Annotated in this window: 17 protein-coding genes and 1 tRNA gene; 8 read left to right on the forward strand and 10 right to left on the reverse strand. The window is 63.9% G+C overall.

Annotated features, from left to right (window positions below):
* Nucleotides 1–50: 50 nt before the first annotated feature.
* The 3 genes from CKW35_RS10710 to CKW35_RS10720 form a co-directional block, all read right to left on the reverse strand.
* Nucleotides 51–2,462 carry a DUF3772 domain-containing protein gene (locus tag CKW35_RS10710; RefSeq protein ID WP_016484851.1) on the reverse strand — a complete coding sequence of 804 codons (2,412 nt, stop codon included), beginning with the start codon at nt 2,460–2,462 and terminating at the stop codon, nt 51–53.
* Nucleotides 2,463–2,518: 56 nt separating this feature from the next.
* Nucleotides 2,519–3,571: a bifunctional DNA-binding transcriptional regulator/O6-methylguanine-DNA methyltransferase Ada gene (ada, locus tag CKW35_RS10715; RefSeq protein ID WP_095115869.1), complete on the reverse strand. Its 1,053-nt coding sequence runs from the start codon at nt 3,569–3,571 to the stop codon at nt 2,519–2,521.
* Nucleotides 3,572–3,718: 147 nt separating this feature from the next.
* Nucleotides 3,719–4,345 carry a DNA-3-methyladenine glycosylase gene (locus CKW35_RS10720; RefSeq protein ID WP_016484849.1) on the reverse strand — a complete coding sequence of 209 codons (627 nt, stop codon included), beginning with the start codon at nt 4,343–4,345 and terminating at the stop codon, nt 3,719–3,721.
* Nucleotides 4,346–4,516: 171 nt separating this feature from the next.
* Here CKW35_RS10720 and CKW35_RS10725 point away from each other — a divergent pair, with 171 nt between their 5' ends.
* Together CKW35_RS10725 and CKW35_RS10730 are read left to right on the forward strand one after the other, a co-directional pair.
* Nucleotides 4,517–5,032: a sigma-70 family RNA polymerase sigma factor gene (locus tag CKW35_RS10725; protein WP_016484848.1), complete on the forward strand. Its 516-nt coding sequence runs from the start codon at nt 4,517–4,519 to the stop codon at nt 5,030–5,032.
* Nucleotides 5,025–5,975, forward strand: coding sequence for a FecR domain-containing protein (locus CKW35_RS10730; RefSeq protein WP_016484847.1), 951 nt, complete (start codon nt 5,025–5,027; stop codon nt 5,973–5,975). Before CKW35_RS10725 ends, CKW35_RS10730 begins: the two co-directional genes overlap by 8 nt.
* Nucleotides 5,976–6,004: 29 nt before the next feature.
* Here CKW35_RS10730 and CKW35_RS10735 read toward each other — a convergent pair whose 3' ends face one another.
* The 3 genes from CKW35_RS10735 to CKW35_RS10740 all read right to left on the reverse strand — a co-directional run bounded on the left by CKW35_RS10735 (nt 6,005) and on the right by CKW35_RS10740 (nt 8,790).
* On the reverse strand, nt 6,005–7,165 hold the full coding sequence (locus CKW35_RS10735; RefSeq protein WP_095115871.1) for an MFS transporter: 1,161 nt from the start codon (nt 7,163–7,165) through the stop codon (nt 6,005–6,007).
* A gap of 82 nt (nt 7,166–7,247) precedes the next feature.
* The gene (locus CKW35_RS28365; RefSeq protein ID WP_016484845.1) at nt 7,248–7,385 is read right to left on the reverse strand and encodes a hypothetical protein; all 138 of its coding nucleotides are present in this window, start codon (nt 7,383–7,385) and stop codon (nt 7,248–7,250) included.
* Between the two features lie 190 nt (nt 7,386–7,575).
* On the reverse strand, nt 7,576–8,790 hold the full coding sequence (locus CKW35_RS10740) for an MFS transporter (RefSeq protein WP_016484844.1): 1,215 nt from the start codon (nt 8,788–8,790) through the stop codon (nt 7,576–7,578).
* A gap of 191 nt (nt 8,791–8,981) precedes the next feature.
* On the opposite strand from CKW35_RS10740, the gene CKW35_RS10745 reads away from it, so the two are divergent.
* A complete protein-coding gene (locus CKW35_RS10745) occupies nt 8,982–9,905 on the forward strand; it encodes a FecR domain-containing protein (RefSeq protein ID WP_095115873.1) in 924 nt (307 codons plus the stop codon).
* A gap of 95 nt (nt 9,906–10,000) precedes the next feature.
* A tRNA-Met gene (locus CKW35_RS10750) sits at nt 10,001–10,077 on the forward strand.
* A 107-nt stretch (nt 10,078–10,184) separates the two neighbouring features.
* On the opposite strand, the gene CKW35_RS10755 is transcribed toward CKW35_RS10750, so the two are convergent.
* Complete coding sequence (locus CKW35_RS10755; RefSeq protein WP_016484842.1) at nt 10,185–10,799, reverse strand: LysE family translocator; 615 nt, start codon at nt 10,797–10,799, stop codon at nt 10,185–10,187.
* Between the two features lie 246 nt (nt 10,800–11,045).
* On the opposite strand from CKW35_RS10755, the gene CKW35_RS10760 reads away from it, so the two are divergent.
* Nucleotides 11,046–11,963 (forward strand): LysR substrate-binding domain-containing protein, encoded by a 918-nt coding sequence (locus tag CKW35_RS10760; protein WP_016484841.1) that lies wholly within the window; start codon nt 11,046–11,048, stop codon nt 11,961–11,963.
* On the opposite strand, the gene CKW35_RS10765 is transcribed toward CKW35_RS10760, so the two are convergent.
* From CKW35_RS10765 to CKW35_RS10775, 3 genes are all read right to left on the reverse strand, one after another.
* Nucleotides 11,903–12,478 carry a D-Ala-D-Ala carboxypeptidase family metallohydrolase gene (locus tag CKW35_RS10765; protein ID WP_016484840.1) on the reverse strand — a complete coding sequence of 192 codons (576 nt, stop codon included), beginning with the start codon at nt 12,476–12,478 and terminating at the stop codon, nt 11,903–11,905. The genes CKW35_RS10760 and CKW35_RS10765 overlap by 61 nt on opposite strands.
* 65 nt (nt 12,479–12,543) lie before the next feature.
* Nucleotides 12,544–12,999 (reverse strand): ribosomal protein S18-alanine N-acetyltransferase, encoded by a 456-nt coding sequence (rimI, locus tag CKW35_RS10770; protein WP_016484839.1) that lies wholly within the window; start codon nt 12,997–12,999, stop codon nt 12,544–12,546.
* On the reverse strand, nt 12,996–13,781 hold the full coding sequence (locus CKW35_RS10775) for an energy transducer TonB (RefSeq protein ID WP_095115875.1): 786 nt from the start codon (nt 13,779–13,781) through the stop codon (nt 12,996–12,998). The genes rimI and CKW35_RS10775 overlap by 4 nt, the downstream gene beginning before the upstream one ends.
* A 211-nt stretch (nt 13,782–13,992) precedes the next feature.
* Between CKW35_RS10775 and mksB the strand changes: the two genes are divergently transcribed.
* Genes mksB through mksF form a run of 3 tightly spaced genes read left to right on the forward strand, consistent with a single transcriptional unit; the run spans nt 13,993 to nt 18,807 of the window.
* On the forward strand, nt 13,993–15,282 hold the full coding sequence (mksB, locus tag CKW35_RS10780; RefSeq protein ID WP_016484837.1) for an Mks condensin complex protein MksB: 1,290 nt from the start codon (nt 13,993–13,995) through the stop codon (nt 15,280–15,282).
* A complete protein-coding gene (gene mksE / locus CKW35_RS10785) occupies nt 15,272–15,979 on the forward strand; it encodes an Mks condensin complex protein MksE (RefSeq protein ID WP_016484836.1) in 708 nt (235 codons plus the stop codon). Before mksB ends, mksE begins: the two co-directional genes overlap by 11 nt.
* Nucleotides 15,976–18,807 (forward strand): Mks condensin complex protein MksF, encoded by a 2,832-nt coding sequence (mksF, locus tag CKW35_RS10790; RefSeq protein WP_095115877.1) that lies wholly within the window; start codon nt 15,976–15,978, stop codon nt 18,805–18,807. Before mksE ends, mksF begins: the two co-directional genes overlap by 4 nt.
* Nucleotides 18,808–18,854 lie beyond the last annotated feature (47 nt).

Genomic DNA, 18,854 nt, shown 5'->3' on the forward strand with positions numbered 1-18,854 from the left:
TGTAGGAGCGGCCTTGTGCCGCGAAAGGGCTGCGCAGCAGCCCCCGCTCTTTACACCGACTCGTCAGCGGGGCGCGTACCCTCCTGCACCAGCACCATGCTCTGCGGCGAAGACAGCGGAATGCCTTCATCACGCAGCCGCCCAAGAATGGTGAACAGCAAGTCGCTACGGGTGCCTGACACCTGCCGCGGCCCCGCCACGTAACCACTGACGCCAATCACCATGCCACTGGCAGTCAGGTCCTTGAACGACACCGAAGTGGCGGGCGCATCCAGAATCGCCTCATGCTCGTGGTACGCCGTCAACAACAGCTCGCGTACCCGGTTGGCGTCGGTCTCCAATGGCAGGGTCAAGGTAATGCCGACCACGCCCAGCGCATTGCCCATGGTCACGTTGCGCACGTTCTGCGAAATGAACTGGGAATTAGGCACGATCACCGTCGAGCGGTCGGACATCTGAATTTCGGTGGCGCGCACATTGATGCGGCGGATATCCCCCTCGACGCCCGCCAGGCTGACCCAGTCGCCCACCTTGACGGGGCGCTCGGTGAGCAGGATCAGGCCGGAGATGAAGTTCTGCACGATTTGCTGCAAGCCAAAACCGATACCCACCGACAGGGCACTGACCACCCAAGTCAGGCTGGTGAGGTTGATGCGCAGGGTCGACATTACCAGCATGGCCAGGAACAGGAAGCCCAGGTAGCCCACCAGGGTCACCAGCGAGGCACGCATGCCGGCGTCCATGTCGGTTTCCGGCAGCAGGCGGTCACTCAGCCAGCGCTTGACCACGCGAATGGCGAACAGGCCACCGAAGAAGATCGCCAGGGCCAGCAGGATATCCTGCGGCACGATGTTGAGGTTGCCAAGCAGCTTGCCGCCGGTGCCGTCCCAGTCGCCCAGGCTCATCAGCAGCTCGCTGGGGCTGGTGCCCGACGGCATCAGCACCAGCAACAGCGCCAGGAACAGGATGACGGTACGGCCGATGCCGGCCAGGACAGTGCTGGCCTGTGCCTGGTGGCGAGGCGCCAGGCCCAGGGTCGAGGCCAGCGCCAGACCACCTGGCTGACGTGGCGACAGCAAGGTTTCGCACAGGTCACCGAAGAAGGTGGTCAGCAAGTAGGCACAGGTGACCACCAGGCTGACCCACAGCAATTTGGCGGTGAGGAAATAGGCGAGTGTCAGATAGCCGGTGAGCAGGGCCAGCAAGATCAGCGTCAGCCAGATCACCATCACGAACGGGATCAGCCCGGTCAGGCCAGTGGGGCGCTCCAGATCATGCTTGCGCAGGGTTCGGCGATAACCTAGCAATGCGCCGGCAAAGATAAGCGCCACCACCAGCGCGGTGAGGCCATTGACCGCCACAGTCAGTGCCAGGCTGGCGCCGATGACGCTGTTGATGCGCTCCATGGTCATCATGACCATCAGCGCCAACGCCAGTACCTTCGGGAACCAACCGAGCGCACTGGCCACTTCGTCATGGATCGGCGGCAGGCGCCAGGACGGGCGCTGCAGCATCAGCATGGCGCGGCCCAGGCCGGTGATGAAGGCGCTGAACACCACCAGGGTAAGGATGTGGTTGACCAGGCTTGCGATATCGGAGCCTAGCTGTGCGCTGCTCTCCAGGCCCCAGCGCAGCAGCGATACAGAGCCGGCAATGGTACCCAGGGTTGCCAGGCTGACGCCAAGCGCCAAGGCGCTGCGGCGCAAGCGGCCCTCGGGCAACCAGCCGACCATGGCACTGGCCAGCAGACGCTCGAGCACACGGCGCACCAAGGTCCAGACCAGAATCGCCGCCACCAGGCTGGTAATGAACAGCCAGCGGTTTTCGGCGCTGAGGGCACTGCCAATGGCATCGGCCGCCTCGCCGCGCAGGTCACGCACACGCGCCACGTCGTCCTGGGTAGGGCGGATGATGCTTTGCCAGAACGCCGGGCTTAGTGGCGAAGCCGCACGGCTGGTGATTTGCGAATTGAACTGGCTACGGCGCAGGTTGACGATTTGCGTGGAAAGGTCGCGAGCCGACTGATTCAGCTTGGTGGCCTGATCCTGCTGGGCTACCAGCGCCTTTTTTTCGGCCTCCAGCGCTTTGCGCTGCTGCGTGAGGGTGGCGGCCTCGTCCGGCTGGGCCGGGCCGATGACCTTCAGCTTGTCCTCGAGTTTTTCCAGGTCGGCGGTGCGCTGGGTACTCAATGCATCAGCCTGGCGCTGAACCTGCATCGCCGCCAGGCGCAATTGCGACAGCAGGTCGTCGTTGGCCTCGCTGGTGACGCCCTGGCGGATCAGGTCCAGCCGGTCGCTCAGCTGTTCGATGCTGGCGTTTTCATCCAGCGCTGGCGCATCGGCAGCCACCAGATTGGACAATGGCGTGGCCGGGGCCGACCAGGCCGGGCTGGCAATGGCCAGCATCAGGGCCAACAGGACCATCAGGCCTGGGCAAAAACGGGCAAGGCTGACACGCCTCATCGAAGTATCCTCTTTACAACTCGATTTGGCGGGGGATTCTACGCGGCTTCAGGCTATCAGGAGAGTGCCGTCTCTCGCGTGAGCAGTTGCTGTTTGCGCTCGACACCCCAACGGTAGCCACTGATATCGCCGTCCCGACGCACCACCCGATGGCAAGGGATGGCCACGGCGATGTGGTTGGCCGCACAGGCCATGGCCACCGCGCGCACCGCTTTGGGCGCACCGATTCGTTCGGCAATGTCGGTGTAGCTGACCCGGCTGCCGGCCGGCACCTCGCGCAGGGCCTGCCACACCCGCTCCTGAAACGCCGTACCTTGCACATCCAGTGGCAACGCCAGGCCCAGTGCCGGGGCTTCGACAAAGCCCACCACTTCGGCGACCAACTGTTCGTAGGCACTGTCGCCGCCGATCAGGCGGGCCTTGGGGAACTGGTCCTGCAGGTCGTGCAACAGGGACTCGGGGTCGTCGCCCAGCAAAATCGCGCAAATGCCCTTCTCGCTCTGGGCCACCAGGATCGCCCCCAGCGAACACTGGCCGAGGGCGAAGTGGATGGTGGCCCCTGCGCCACCGGCACGGTACTGGCGGGGGAGCATGCCCAGGCGCTGATCGGCGCTTTCGTAGAAGCGGCTGTTGGAGTTGAAGCCGGCATCGTAGATGGCGTCGGTGACTGAACGCTGGCCATCTTCCAGGTGCTCACGCAGGCGCCGGGCACGGAAGGCAGTGGCATAGGCCTTGGGGGTAACGCCGGTTTCGGCCTTGAACAAGCGGTGCAGGTGGAAGGCGCTTACGGCCAGTTGCGCACTGAGCTGGTCGAGGCTGGGCGCAGGGTCGATGGTTTCGATCAGGCGGCAGGCGCGGGTGATCAGTTGGCTATGGCGGGCGGCGCTGGCCTTGCTGATACAACGTTTGCAGGCACGATAGCCCGCGGCTTCGGCAGCAGCCGGGGTGTCGTAGAATTCGACATTGGTGCGCTTGGCCATGCGAGATTTGCAGCCGGGGTGGCAGTACACGCCCGTGGTACGTACGGCGTAGACGAAGTGGCCTGTGGCGGTGGAGTCGCGGGACGCCACGGCTTGCCAGCGTTGGTCGGGGGTGGTGTAGAGATTCATGGGTTAGCATCCAGATAAGTTGTCGCCTGTACGGGCCTCTTCGCGGGCACGCCCGCTCCCACAGATCCTCTGCAGGGTTCGAGCCTTGCGCGGTCCCTGTGGGAGCGGGCATGCCCGCGAAGGGGCCCGTACAGGCGATGCAAAACTTCAGGCCCGCCACAGGTACCAGGCCGCCACGGTCCGAAACGGCCGCCAGCCGCCGCCCAGGGAGCGCATCTGCGCCGGTGTCGGCGCTTTGTCCAGGCCCTTTAGCCGTCGGTATCCCTCGCGAACGCCAAAATCGTCCACCGGCAGAATGTCCGAACGCTCCAGGCTATAAATCAGCAGCATCTCCACCGTCCATCGCCCTACCCCACGCAAGGCTACCAGGCGTTCGATCAGTGCTTCGTCGGCCATGGTCAATGCCTCTTCACGCGTTGGTACCAGGCCTTCCAGCCGCGCCTGGGCAATGCCCTGAATCGTCGCCAGCTTGCTCGCCGAAAAGCCGCAGGCACGCAGGATTTGCGGGCTGACCGTCAGCAATTGCTCTGCCGTCGGGAACGCACTCTCCGGGAACAACGCCAGCAACCGGCCAAGGATTGCTTCGGCAGCACGGGCATGCAGTTGCTGGTAGGCAATGGCCCGCACCAACGCCTCGTAAGGCTCCCGCCCCGGCGTGGCCTGGTGCAGGCAAGGCCCGGTCGCAGCAATGTGCCGCGACCAGTCCGGGTCGAGTGCTGCCAGGTATTCAGTGGCCTTGCGGTAGGCCTCGGGTGAAAGGTCGGCCAGTATCATGGCGCCTCCAACAGGTTGAATGCAGGGCCAGCTTAGCCCAACCATTCATCGGTTAAACGCCGGTTCTTGCGCGGCGAATTCCTGGCATACCATTGCCCTGTGCCGTTATCCCCGCATAGAATTGAGAACTATTCACAATCGCACAGTTCACAGGACCGGGCCCTCGTTACGATGCAGATCAACGACACGTTCAAGCCGACCGAGGTCGCTCTGCTCTATCAGGCCCACCATAGCTGGCTTCGCGGCTGGTTGCGCAACCGGGTGGGGTGCAGCGAGCATGCGGCCGACCTGGCCCAGGACACCTTCGTGCGGCTATTGCGGGCCCGCCAGGTTTCGCCGCTTAAAGAGCCACGCGCCTATCTCAGCAGCATCGCCCGTGGCCTGATGATCGACCAGTTCCGCCGTCGCGCACTGGAACACGCCTACCAGCAAAGTCTGGCCCACCTGCCCGAAGCCGAGGCACCCAGCGAAGAGCACCGGCTGGTCATTCTCGATGCCCTGGACCGCCTCGACCGTGCCCTGAACCAGCTCAAGCCGCGTGTTCGCCAGGCGTTTCTGCTGGCTCAACTGGACGGCTTGAGCATCGTGCAGATCGCCCAGCAGCTGGAAGTGTCGCGGGCCACCGTCGAGCGGGACCTGGCCAAAGCCTTGGGTGTCTGCTACCGGTTGCGTTACGCCGATGCATGAGCACGCCCCGGCACAGGCACAGGTCGACCAAGCCATCGACTGGCTGGTGAAGCTGCGCTTCGACCGCCCCACCCCCCGTACTGAGCAGCAATTCCAGCACTGGCTGGCCAGCCACCCGCACAACCCGCTGGCCTGGCAACGGGTCAGCCAACTGGGCGACGAACTGGCCGGGCTGCCCAAGGACCTGAGCCGGCGCACCCTGGACGGCAGCCAGCGCCAGCGCAGCAGCCGACGAGACCACCTCAAGCTACTGGCGCTGCTGGCCGTGAGCGGCAGCCTGGGCTGGGCCATGCGCGAACCTATGGGCCTGCCGCAACTGCTGGCCGACAGCAGCACCGCCACAGGTGAACGGCGCCAGTGGCAAGCCAGCGATGGCAGCCACATACAGCTCAACACAGCCAGCGCTATCGACCTGCATTACAGCGCCGGGCAACGCCAGCTGGAACTGGTACGTGGCGAGGTCAGCCTGGACAGCAACCCCAACGACACTCGCCCGTTCCACATCGACACCCGCGTCGGGCCGCTGACCACCCTCAACGGCCAGGTGCTGCTGCGCGAAAACAGCCAGGGCCTGCTGCTGGCGGTGCGCCGTGGTGCAGTCACGCTGTTCCCCACATCGCCCTCGCCGCGGCAGGTGCATTCGGGCGAAACCGTGCAGGTGGGGGCCAATGGCAGTATTCACGCGGTGACGCTGCACAGCGACCCGTGGGGCTGGACCGACGGGGTGCTCAGTGTGCAGCAAATGCCACTGGCCGAGTTTGCCGCAGAGCTCGCCCGCTACCGCCCCGGCCTGTTGCGCTGCGCCCCTGAGGTGGCGAATTTGAAGGTGTCAGGTACCTATCAGTTGGGCGACACCCGTCAGATTTTGCAGCTGCTCACCCGCAGCCTGCCGGTGCGTATCGACTACCGCACGCGTTATTGGGTAAGCATCGGCGCGGCGTGAACGTCTGTCTGACCGGCTACCTCCTGCAGTTATCGGTCCGCCACTGGCCGCATCCGCCCATGGCGCCGGTATGACTGCCTGGCAAAGCACACGAACAGCCCGGCCATCAGCGCCAGCGCCATGGGCAGGCCATGCGGGGCCACATCCATCGCAGCGCCACTGACCAGCGGTCCGATCAGGCTACCCACCCCCCACAGCAAACCCACGCTGGCATTGGCAGTGACCAGGTCCTGGCCCTTGAAACGTTGCCCGATCAGCACCAGCGCCAGGGTATAGATGCCCCCCGCAACCGCTCCAAGCACCACCAGCAGCGGCCACAGCAGCCAGGTCATGTTCAGCAGCCACGGCAGGCCGATGCCAATCGACATCGCCACCAGCCCGCACGCCAGGTGCAGCCCGGTGCGCTCCACCCTGTCGGCCAACCAGCCCAGCGGCAGCTGGAACAGCATGTCGCCGGCAAACACCACGGTCACCATCAGCGCCGCCACGCCCACGGCAAAGCCATGGCTGGAGGCGTACACCGGCAACAGCGACAGCACCACCGCATCGAAGAACGAGAAGAACAGCACCGCCACACACAACGCCGGTGCCACGCGGAAGAACCCCGCCAGGCCGAAGCTCTTGTCGCCCTCTTCATGCTCGACATGATCATTGGGTACGGTCAGCACGATGCACAGCAACGCCAGGCCATAGCAGGCGGTGACCACACCGGTGATCCACGGGCTGTTGGCGCCCAGCACCGCGAGCATGGCCGGGCCGAGTACCTGGAAGCCGGTAAAGCTGGTGGCATAAAGGGCCATGATCTTGCCGCGATTGTGATCAGGGCACAGTTCGTTGACCCACGACTCGCCGAGGATGATGGCGATGCCCATCCCCAGCCCCAGGCCCAGGCGCAGCAGCCCCAGCAGCCACAGCGAGGCGAAAGCCGACTCGAGCAAGGCGATGCTGACGGTGCACAGGCTGAAACTCAGCAGGTAGATGGTGCGCCGGGTGAAGTGGCGGCAGCAGGCGTCGACCAGGAACGCCGAGAGCATCATGCCCGCAGCGGGAATGGCCGAGATGATGCCGATTTCCAGGGTACTGGCCCCGGCCTCATGCAGGCGCAACGACACCAGTGGCAGGCTGGCCCCCAGGCTGAAGCCCACGACAGAAACGGCGAACAACAGGCCCGCCAGCAAACGCATGTTCATGTACCACTCCTTGCAAACCAGAAAGACGTGCAGACACAGGCGCGCACGCCGGGGGGCGAGCGACGCAAAAGCGCAGATCAGTTCAGGCGAGGTGTGGCGAGAAGGTGAAGGCAAACAGCACGCTGCGGCGACGCTTGAGCACCGTGTCGCTCGGCCAGGCACGACGCAGGGCCTGGAGGGCAGGCTGGCGGGCATGTGGGAGGGACGGGTTACGGCGCATTGCTTTGGCTACTACGCAGGTGGTGGGTAAAAAGAGGCGGCACTCTAGCTACCTCAAGGGGGGGTAGTCAATCGGCCAGGGGCCTCTACGAGGCCCATTCGCAGCACAAGGCTGCTCCTACAACGAGCGCGTGCTGCCTGTAGGAGCAGCCTTGTGCTGCGAATGGGCTGCAAAGCAGCCCCCAGCAATTTCAGCGTTTACCTGTAGACGGCAAGAACACCGCCAGCAACCCGAACAACGGCAGGAACGAGCACAGCCCGTACACATACTCGATACCGCGCAGGTCCGCCACATACCCCAGCAGCGCCGCCCCAATGCCGCCAAAGCCGAACATCAGCCCGAAGAAAATGCCGGCGATCATGCCCACGCTACCCGGCACCAGTTCCTGCGCATACACCACGATCGCGGAAAACGCCGAGGCCAGGATAAAGCCGATCACCACGCTCAGCACGGTGGTCCAGAACAGGTCCGCATACGGCAGCGCCAAGGTGAACGGCGTCACCCCCAGGATCGAGAACCAGATCACGGCCTTGCGCCCGATGCGGTCCCCGATCGGGCCGCCAAAGAACGTGCCCGCCGCCACTGCCCCCAGGAACAGGAACAGGTGCAACTGCGAGCTGGCCACCGACACATCGAACTTCTCGATCAGGTAGAAGGTGAAATAGCTGGTGAAGCTGGCCATGTAGAAGTACTTGGAGAACACCAGCAGGCCCAGCACGATCAGCGCCGCGATCACCCGGTTGCGGGAAATGCCATGGGTGGCCTGCACCGCCTTGCGCGCCTTGGCCTGGTTGAGGTGTTCCTTGTACCAGCTGCGCAGCATCAGGGTTACACCGAGGAAGAACAAACCGGCCAGGCCGAACCAGGCCACGTGGGTCTGGCCGAACGGAATGACGATGGCCGCCGCCAGCAGTGGGCCCAGAGCAGAACCGGTGTTGCCACCAACCTGGAAAGTCGATTGGGCCAGGCCGAAGCGCCCGCCAGAGGCCAGGCGCGCAATACGCGAGGTTTCCGGGTGGAACGTCGACGAGCCGATCCCCACCAGCGCCGAGGCCAGCAGAATCATCGGGAAGCTGCCGACGAAGGCCAGCATCACGATGCCCACCAACGTGCACAAGGTGCCCAGCGGCAACAGGTTCGGCGTTGGCCGGCGGTCGGTAAAAAAGCCGACCCAGGGTTGCAGCAGCGAAGCGGTGATCTGGAACGTCAGGGTAATCAGGCCGATCTGGGCGAAGCTCAGGTCGTAATTGGCCTTGAGCATCGGGTAGATCGCCGGCAGCACCGACTGGATCAGGTCGTTGATCAAGTGCGCCAGGGCGCAGAAGCCGATGATGCGCATTACCAGCGGCGTCGCTTGGCTCGCCGCTGCGCTGGTGGACGCCGGGGAGGCGCTACTGGTGGCCATGTGCCTGAATCTCCGTCCGCAGTTTGGGATCCGATTATCGGGAAACAAATAGATACATAGCTACCTTTTTTATCCCTCTGTCGCAACGTACTTGAAAATGGTTCTCAATATAATTAGCATCCTCGACTTATATCCCTGTCATCGTTGGGCGAAACGGCCCCTATCGTGAGCAGACCGACCCCATGAGCCCGATGCCCGCCAAGCAGCTGCAGCCCGACCCACAGCAGGAAGCGCTGGAGTGGTTCTCGCTGTTGCGCCAGCCCGGTTGCGACGACACCCAGCGCCAGGCATTTGCAGCCTGGTGCCAGCTACCAGACAACGCCCATGCCTATGCCGAGCTGGAGACTTTCTGGCAACAGCTGCAACCACCCCCCGCCCGCCCCCGCCCACGGCACGTAAATGAACGCCGCAGCCACCAGGGCAAATGGTTGGCGCTTGTGTTTCTGCTCGGGTTGGGCGCGGCGGCCTACCTCTACTGGCCGCTGATGCAGCGCCTGGCCAGCGAGCTGCACACCGATGTGGGCGAGCGGCGCAGCACACGCCTGGCTGATGGCACGACCCTGAACCTGGACAGCGCCAGCGCAATGAACGTCGACCTGCGCGGCCGCACCCGTCAGCTGCACCTGGTGCAGGGCCAGGTGTTCCTGGAAGTCGTGCTCGACGGGCGGGCCATGGAAGTGGAAGTGGGCAACGCCCGCATCCAGGTGTTCGGTACCCGCCTGCAGGTAGCCCGCCATGCCGGTCATGATGAACTTGTCGTACTCAGTGGCAAGGCCATGGTTATCCAAGGGGGTGAACAGCGCATGGTATCGGCCGGTGAGCAGGTCACCTTCGATGACACCCGCATTGGCCCGGTGCACAAAGCTGACCTGAAAACCGCTGACAGCTGGCGCACCGGCCGCCTGAAAGCCACCGACATGCCTTTGGGGCAGGTGCTAAAGCGCCTTGCCGCCTACCAGGGGCAGCGGTTATGGATACTGGATGAACAAATGGCCCATCGGCGCGTGAGCGGCAATTTCAACCTCGACCGGCCTGGCGAAAGCTTGCAAACTCTGGCGGCGGCCCAGCATCTGCAGCTTCAAGGCGTGCTCGGGCACTGGCTTGTGGTGCGCTGAAACCACGCCCGGCGGCTAAGTTTTTGAAAGCGTGCAAATTTTTTTTGAAATGAGTGTTGACAGAGGGCCCGTTCAAGAGAATAATGCGCGCCATCGGCTACATAGCTCAGTTGGTTAGAGCATAGCATTCATAATGCTGGGGTCCGGGGTTCAAGTCCCTGTGTAGCCACCAAACAAGACGAAGGGCTTACCGCAAGGTAAGCCCTTTTTCTTTGCCTGCGAAAAAGCTGACACGCTTTCAGTTGGAGCAAGCAGTTACCCTCAACATGCAATCGCCCTTCAACGAATCCCCGTCACCGCCACCGCCAGCCCAAGGCCGATCAACGCCAGGCCGATGACTCGGTCCACCAGCGCTTGCCGGTCGATCATCGCCTTGCGCAAAACGGCACTTGAGAAAAACACCGCCACCAGACTGAACCACAACCAGTGGGCAAAGGACATGAATGCGCCGTAGGCGAAATCAAGTGCCAGGGGGCTGCCTGGTTGCACCACCTGGGTGAAAGCACTGATAACGAACAGCATGGTCTTGGGGTTCAGGGCATTGGTCAGAAAGCCAGTGCGCAGGGCTTGCAGCACGCTGGCGGTCGATTGACTGCCACCCTCGAGGTTGATGCGCTGAGTGTTGGTGAGCGACTTGTAGCCCAGGTAGATCAGGTACCCCGCCCCCAGCACTTTCATGGCCAGGAACAGCGCGGGGCTCTGGCTGATGATCACGGCAATGCCCAGCACCGTGTACAACACGTGCACCTGGACACCCAACGCGATACCCATCGCAGCGGCCAGCCCGGCCTTGCGGCCTTGTGCATAACTGCTACGGGTGACCATGGCGAAATCGGCGCCAGGGCTGATGACGGCGAGCAAGGTGAACAGGGCGACGGCGATGATTTCGGTCATGCTGATGGCTCTCGATAGGCTATGAAAATGCACAGGCCTGGGGATTATCGAGGGCTTATGAACCAGGAAAAATCGATTTATAGTGAGGCATATCTGATAGTTTTTTTCACAGAAAAATAACGCCTGTGCCGGCCTCTTCGCGGGCACGCCCGCTCCCACAGGGACCCCACCACACCTGAGAAAAGCACATTACCTGTGGGAGCGGGCATGCCCGCGAAGAGGCCGGCACAGGCCAAAAGGGATGCCATGAAACTGCCGCCGCTCAACGCCTTGCGCTACTTCGACATCGCCGCCCAGACCGAGAGCTTCGTGCGCGCCGCCGAGCACTTGCACGTCACCCACGGCGCGGTCAGCCGGCAAATACGCCTGCTTGAAGAAAGCCTTGGCGTGGAGCTGTTCGAGCGCCGTAACCGGGCCATCTTCCTCACCCCCGCCGGCCGTGCCCTGCAAGGCACCACCCAGGCGATTTTCGAACAGCTCGAAGGTGCCGTGCAGCGTTTGCAACAACAGGCCCGCGACAATGTGCTGGTGTTGTCCTGCGAGCCGACCATCGCCATGCGCTGGTTGATCCCGCGCCTACCCCGCTTCCATGCCGACCACCCCGACCTGCAGCTGCACCTGGTGGCCGCCGGCGGCCCACTGGACTTCGCCCGCAGCGGTGTCGACCTGGCCATCCGCCGCGATGATTTCCACTGGGACAACCAGCTGTATAACCAGAAAATCTGTGATGAATGGATCGGCCCGGTGTGCCACCCCACCGCCTCCACTCAGCTCGACGGCCAACGCCTGCTGCACAGCGCCACCCGCCCTGGCGCCTGGCGCACCTGGCTGCGACACAGCGGCCAACAGGCGCGGCGTAACGAACGCAGCGACTACGAGCACTTCTACCTGTCTATCCAGGCCGCCAGCGCTGGCCTGGGCCTGGCCATGGCCTCAGCCCTGATGGTGCGCGACGAACTCGACAGCGGGCAGTTGCAGGCACCGTTCGGTTTTGTGCGTGATGGCTCGGCCTACCACCTGCTCAGCCCACAGCCTCTGAACGACAGCGGCAAGCGCCAACGCTTCACAGAGTGGGTAATGGGCGAATGCCAGCGTTGCCTGGCTCACTTGGGCTTGAGGCAGAACGACGACCCCGCGCTACCATCGCCGCCCCAGGTGCGATAGCCAGCGGTATCCAGATGGATCCGCCCGGACGGGTAGCGCCCCAGGCCCATGCTCCAGGCCTGGCCATGCTGCTGCCAGAAACGGCAGAGCGGATTGGGGTCGGTCCAGGCCGGCAGCAGGATATCGACGGCGAAGGCGCGGGTATGGGCGCTGTTGGCAGCACCGCCTGCGCACGTATTCAGACGAGGGTCGCGGTAGGCCGAAACCACCTCGAACTGGCGCAGGATGCCTTGGTCGTTCAGCATCTTGATCAGCGAAAGGGTGGAGCGCACAGCCGGCCAGTTGCCGGTAGGCGGTACGGCAAAAGGAGACGCTCTACACAGCTTCCAGTCCGAGGCCGAACGCAGCAGTTGATGGATAGGCACAACACCGTAAAGACGGGCATCCACCAGCATTTCACGGAAGGGACGGGTTTGATGGTCGCCGGCCCACTGGGCGAACATCCACAGGTCGCGTTCGTCGGCGTGGGCAGCACCCGCTATCAGCAGGCCTGCCGCCAGAAGCAGTTTTTTCATTCTTCATCCATCCCTGCATAGAGAACAAACAAAGCTACGCGGTGGATGGCACCGACTACGCGAGGTCAATCCTCAAGCAGGGTGCAAGCCATCACCAGGGCGTCTTCACGGCCGCCGGCAATCGGATAATAGTCGCGGCGGCGGCCGATTTCGTTGAAACCGTAGCGCTCGTACAAACGATAGGCCGACTGGTTGCTGGCGCGCACCTCAAGGAAACACTCGCGGCCATTGAGCTGGTAGGCCCTGGCCATCAGGTGCTCCAGCAAGCGCAGGCCCAGCCCGCGCCCCTGGTTTTCCGGTTTGACGGTGATGTTGAGCAGGTGCGCCTCGTCGATGATCACGTTGATCACCCCATGGCCAACCTGCTGCTGGCCATCGAACATCAGCCAGACTTCGTAGGACTTGAGCGCATCCTGAAAGATCCCGCGGGTCCAGGGGTGACTGAACGCGGCATATTCGATCTTAAGTACGGCTTCCAGATCCGCCTCGGTCATCGGGCGGAAACTGATCGATTCACTCATTCAACGCTCTTCCAGCGCGCCATCAGCTGGCGCATGGCTTTCCAGACCTCCGCCTTGCGCTGCGGCTCGTCCATCAACAGTTCAAGGCCCGGCAGCGCCCAGGCGTCGCCCAGGCCGTCCAGCTTGAGGGTTTGGTAATAGGCCGCAGCATCGGCGTTGCCGGCAAAGCGCAGCGCCGGCATGCCAATCAGCCACAGGCAGGTACTCGGTGCATCTTCCAGGCGCGCCTGGACAAAGCCCTGAACGAAATCGCGCGCGGCTTCGGGGCCCTGGTCCATGTTGCCGCGGACCAGCAACGGCCAGCGCACCGGCTCGCCGATGATCTGCGGGGCGTCTGGCAGGCCGGCGGCGCGCAGCATGTCCTTGAGCAGCAGGTAGGACGGGTCACGGCTCTGGAAAGGCTGGCCGGTGGCCAGTTCCACCAGCAGCAGGCAGCTGCCAGCGCGCAACAACTGCAACGAGAAGCGCGGTGGCGGCACAGGGGCCGGGCGTGGTGGTACGGGCTGCTCTTCGGCCTCCACGGGCTTGGCGGCAGGCTTGGGCAGGCTGCCTGGGCGCGGGATCTCGATTTTCGGCCGCTCACCGGAACGGGCCTGAGGAATCGCGGGCGCTTCGTTTGCAGCCGGTGCCGGCATGACCTCGAAATCGATGTCCTCGACCTGCGCCACCGGCATTAGCAGCTCGGGGCGCGACGGTGCGGCGAACGGCAGTTCGGCGCGCGGCAGCCAATGCACCACTTGCATGGCGGAAAGGTAGGCGCGGCGACGGGGTTCGGTCAGCAAGGGGCGGGTATCCGAGGGGCTCAAGGCAGTTGGGCATTCTAACGTGTACGCCGTGGTTTTTGCAGCGCCTATCAGACCGAGCGCCACCACAAAAACAACGCCATACACACACAAGCAAAAAGGTTATCCCCCATTACAGACCAAGGGGTGAAAACCTCCCCCCCGTATGCAGTACAATCGCCCCCTTTTTCTTGGCAACGAGTCGAAGCCAATGATCGAACCCAAGCGCGTCCTGCGCGCCCTAGCCGAACACTGGGCCCTGATCGAGCCGCTGTGCGAGCGTTTCGACCAGGGCACCCTGAGCCTGGTAGAACTGCGCCAGCATGTGGCCCGCCAGCAGCTCGAAAGCACGCCGCAGGACATCACCCAGCTACTCGACGTGTGGATCCGCCTGGATATCCTGGTCCCGGTGGCCAAAAGCCCGAACCGCTTCGAGCTCAACGCGCAGATCCACGACTTCCTTGCGTACCTGCGCCGCGAACACCGGCTGGGCCTGTGCCTGGAGATCGAAGCCTACCTGCGCCACCTTGAACGCCTGGCCGGCCATATCCAGGACGCCTTCGACAACCGCGACAGCGACGACCTGGCGCGCCAGCTGCGCCTGCTCGACATGCGCGTGCGCGATGTGCTGAAAAAGCTCGATAACGACGAACAGGCCCTGGTAGCCGTGGCCGAGCGGGCCAAGACCAGCAACCGGCAGATCCCGCTGCGCCAGCGTTACGCCGAAGTACTGGCCACCTGGGACGAATACGTCGAGCCGATGATCCAGCTGGTGAACGCTGACGGCGCCTTCGAACAAGGCGTGCGCAAGGTCGAGACCGTGCTGCTGAAGCTGCTGGGCGAACAGGCGCGCCTGGGCCACCTGGTCGACGACGACATGCTGCTGCGCACCCACGCACGCATCCTGGAAATGCAGACCAGCGCCCAGCTGACCCTGCGCCACGCCCGTGAACTGCTGCTGCCGCTGCGCGAAGAAGCCCGCCGTCACAACGCCGTGACCCGTGGCGCCGCGCTGGCCCTGTCGGTGATCCGGCGCAAGGGCATCGACGCCGTGCCGCAGGCGGCCATGCCGATGTTCACCCGCCCGCAGAGCACTTTCCTCGGCAGTGCCAGCCAGGTCGAAGCCTATGTGTACGCCCTGGCGCGCTTCGAGCCCAAGCCGGCGCGCTTCCCCAAGGCCCACAAGACCCAGTCCGGCGACTTGCCCCGTGCACCGCGCACGGTCAAGGAAATGGCCGAACGCTGCGAACAGGCCCTGCCGCTGCCCGACCTGATGGTCTGGCTGCTGGAACAGGAACCCGAAGGCGCCACCGACGAACTGCTGTACTGGTTCTCGCGCCTGTCGCGGGAAAAGCGCTTCAAGCGCGAACGCCTGGAACGCCGCGAGTACACCACCCAGGAACACTTGGTCAGCCTGCGCTCGTTCGCCCTGACCTCCAGCCGCGAAGACGCCACCAGCGCGCCTACCGAACCCAACGCGAGCCCAGCCCATGCATCTTGATCTTTCCGAACTGTCCCAGCTCGCGCCGATCTTCCGCGAGCTGTTCAAAGGCTTCCACGTCAGCCGCCGCGACCCCGAGCTGTACGCCCAGCTGTCGAACTTCCAGGACCAGTACCGCACCCTGTTCAAGGCCCTGGGCTTCGAGCTGGTGTGCGACACCCGCGGCTTTTATTACTTCGTGCCGGACATGACCGCCGCGCAGGTCAACAAGACCGCGCAGCGCCTGTCGCTGTTCACCTTCATCCTGGTTGAGCACCTGGCCGACCAGGGCCGTGACCCGATGGCGGTGCTCGACGGCGGCAGCATCGGTCGCGACGAACTGCCCTCGCTGCTGGACAAGTACCGCGACCTGTTCCTGCAGGCCGAAGTGCAGACCGTAGACGAGCTGGAAGAAAAAATCCTGCGCCGCATGACCCAGCTCGGCTTCGCCCATGAAGAAGGCGGCATCTACCGCTTCCTGCCGCCGATGCACCGCTTCCTCGATGTGTGCCTTTCGGTCCAGCAGGACCGCGATCTGGCCGCCACCCTGCACAGCGTCCTTCCGCTGCCGACCCCGGTGCTGGTCGAGGAAGAAAGCCCCGAAGAACTCAACCGCACCGACGACCCGCTCGACCTCACGCCTTTCGAGGGCGAGGAAAGCGAAGAGGACGCCCTGGCCCGGGCCATCCGCGAAGAGCAACAGGAGATTGACGCATGAGCCAGGAACGCTACGGCATCCGCCGCTTCGCACTGCTCAACACCGCTGGCTACAGCCTCGGCCTGTTCCCGCTGGAGCATCCGCTGTCGGTATACGGTGCCAACAACCTGGGTAAGTCGGCGTCGATCAACGCCCTGCAGTTCCCGATCCTGGCGCGTATGTCGGACATGAGCTTCGGCAAGTACAGCCTCGAGCAGTCACGCCGCTTCTACTTCGCCAGCGATACCTCGTACATTCTCTGCGAGCTGAGCCTGCCCCACGGCCCGCACGTGATCGGCGTGGTTGGCCGCGGCCCGGGCGGCGGCTTCGGTCACCAGTTCTTTGCCTACAAAGGTGAACTGGACCTGGCCCACTACCAGAAAAACGACACCTGCCTGCGCCAGAAAGAGCTGTTCACCAACCTGGAACGGCTGGGCATCAAGGCCTACGAGCTGAAGCCGGACGAACTGCGCCGCCTGCTGGTTGGCGGCCACACCTCGGTGCCGCTGGACCTGACCATGATCCCGCTGCGCTCCACCAGCGAGCAAAGCCTGAAAACCTTCCGCGCGCTGTTCATCAACCTGCTGCACATGCGCGAAATCACCGCAGCCAAGCTCAAGCAGCTGTTCCTTGACGCCTTCGAGCACAGCCTGCGTTCGGGCAGCGTCGACTATATCGCCGCGTGTGAGGAAGCCTTCCGCGACGTGCGCCGCATGGAACAGGACTACAACGCCCTGGTGGCTGCCGGCCCCCTGGTCGAGGCCCTGGCCGGTGGTGTGGCCCAGCGCGACATACTGCGCGGCAAGCTGCACCGCATTTCGCCGGTGCTCGATACCCTGCTGGGCACCTGGCAGGAATACGCCATGGCGCGCAAGGAAGAGCTGGTTATCCAGTCCGAGCACTACCGCGGCGAGCAGGACCGCCTGCAGAACGACCAGCGCGGTGGCACTCAGGAGCTGATGCGCCTGGAGCGCGAAATCACCGGTATCCAGCGCTGGCTGGGCGAGCTGTCGGTGCTCAAGCACCGCTTTGCCTTGGTCGATGACGTCAAGGTGCTGGAACAGCAACTGCTGGCGGCCAAGGATGCCCACGACGAACTGGCCGGCGCCCTGGCACAGTCGCGCCAGTTCTCCGCCGAAGACCTGGATGAGCGTGTACGCGACCTGGAAAAACGCCTGAAGCAGGTCAAGCAGCAGCTGGACCACGCTGACAACAACAGCTACGCCCGCCTGCGCGAGGAGTTCTCGCAACAGGACGTCGACCGCCTGATGCGCCTGTTCAACGGTGCGCTGTTCAGCCTGCCGCTGGGCGACCGTGGCATCGAACTGGACGACAGCGACCTGTGGGTAAAATCGTTGGAAGCGGTACTGGACGGCTTCAAGGGCGAACGCTTCGAAGCGCCGGGGCTGTCCATCGACCTCACCCACATTGATCCACCGGCGCTGCAGGCCCTGGCCGACCGCGCCGCCCTGCGCGACCAGAAAGAGCGCCTGGAAAAAGAGCTGAAACAGCTCAAGACCCAGCAGGCGGTCACCGCCGACCGCTCCGCCTCCAAGGCGCAAACCGAAACCCTGTACCAGCAAGTGCTGGACGCGCAGAAGGCGCTGGAAGATTTCCGCCGCAGCGAAACCCTGGCCGCCGAAGAGCCCGAGAAGCTGGAGCAGCTGTCGCAACTGGAAGCCGCCCAGGACGAACTCAAGCGCTCCAGTGATGCCTTCACCGAGCGCGTCCAGCAGCTGTCGGCCAAGCTGCAGCTGGTCGGCCGACAGATCGGCGACCTCGAGTCCAAGCAGCGCACCCTGGAAGACGCCCTGCGTCGTCGCCAGCTGCTGCCGGCCGACCTGCCCTACGGCACACCCTTCATGGAAGCCATCGACGACTCGATGGACAACCTGCTGCCGCTGCTCAACGACTACCAGGACAGCTGGCAGAGCCTGCAGCGGGTAGACAACCAGATCGAGGCGCTTTACGCCCAGGTGCGCCTCAAAGGCGTGGCCAAGTTCGACAGTGAAGACGACATGGAGCGCCGCCTGCAACTGCTGGTGAACGCCTATGCGCACCGCACCGAAGAAGCCCTGACCTTGGCCAAGGCACGCCGCGCGGCGGTCACCGACATCGCCCGGACCCTGCGCAACATCCGCAGCGACTATGACAGCCTCGAGCATCAGCTGGCCCTGTTCAACCGCGAGATCAACAAGCGTCAGGTCTCCAACCTGGAAAGCTTCCGCGTGGTGCTGGCGCCGAACAAGGAAGCGCTCAAGCACATCGACCAGATCATCCACAGCGCCGGCCAGTACGAAGAAGGCGAAACCCTGTCGGTGTTCGACCTGACCCAAAGCGCCGATCAGGACAACAAGAACGAAGAGGCCAAGGAGTACCTGGCACGCCTGGTGGCGGCCAACCACAACCAGCTGGGCCTGAAAGACCTGTTCGAGCTGGCGTTCGAAATCACCAAGGTCAACGGCCAGCCGATCATCCACGCCGACATCGACGGCGCTGCCTCCAACGGCACCACCATGACCATCAAGGCGCTGACCAACATGTACTTGTTGCTGCACCTGATGGACCGCGACCTGGCCGGGCGCATCCGCCTGCCCTACTACCTGGACGAAGCAGCAGACATCGACGAACGCAACCAGGCGGCACTGCTGGAGACCAGCTTGCAGCTGGGCTTCGTACCGATTCTGGCGAGTGTGAAGCCACAGGTATCGGCGCACGTGGCGATCGACCTGGAGGGCGGCAGCGGGCCGAACGGCATCTACATCGACGAGGCGGACTGGAAGTTCATCAGCCGGCTGGATGAGGTGAAGGCGGTTGTGCGTGAGGATCAGGCCGAGGAACTGGCCTGACATCGGGGTATTGGGGCCGCTTTGCGGCCCATTCGCGGGGCAAGCCC

Source organism: Pseudomonas sp. Irchel 3F3 (assembly GCF_900187545.1).
GTDB classification, from domain to species: Bacteria; Pseudomonadota; Gammaproteobacteria; order Pseudomonadales; family Pseudomonadaceae; genus Aquipseudomonas; species Aquipseudomonas fortuita.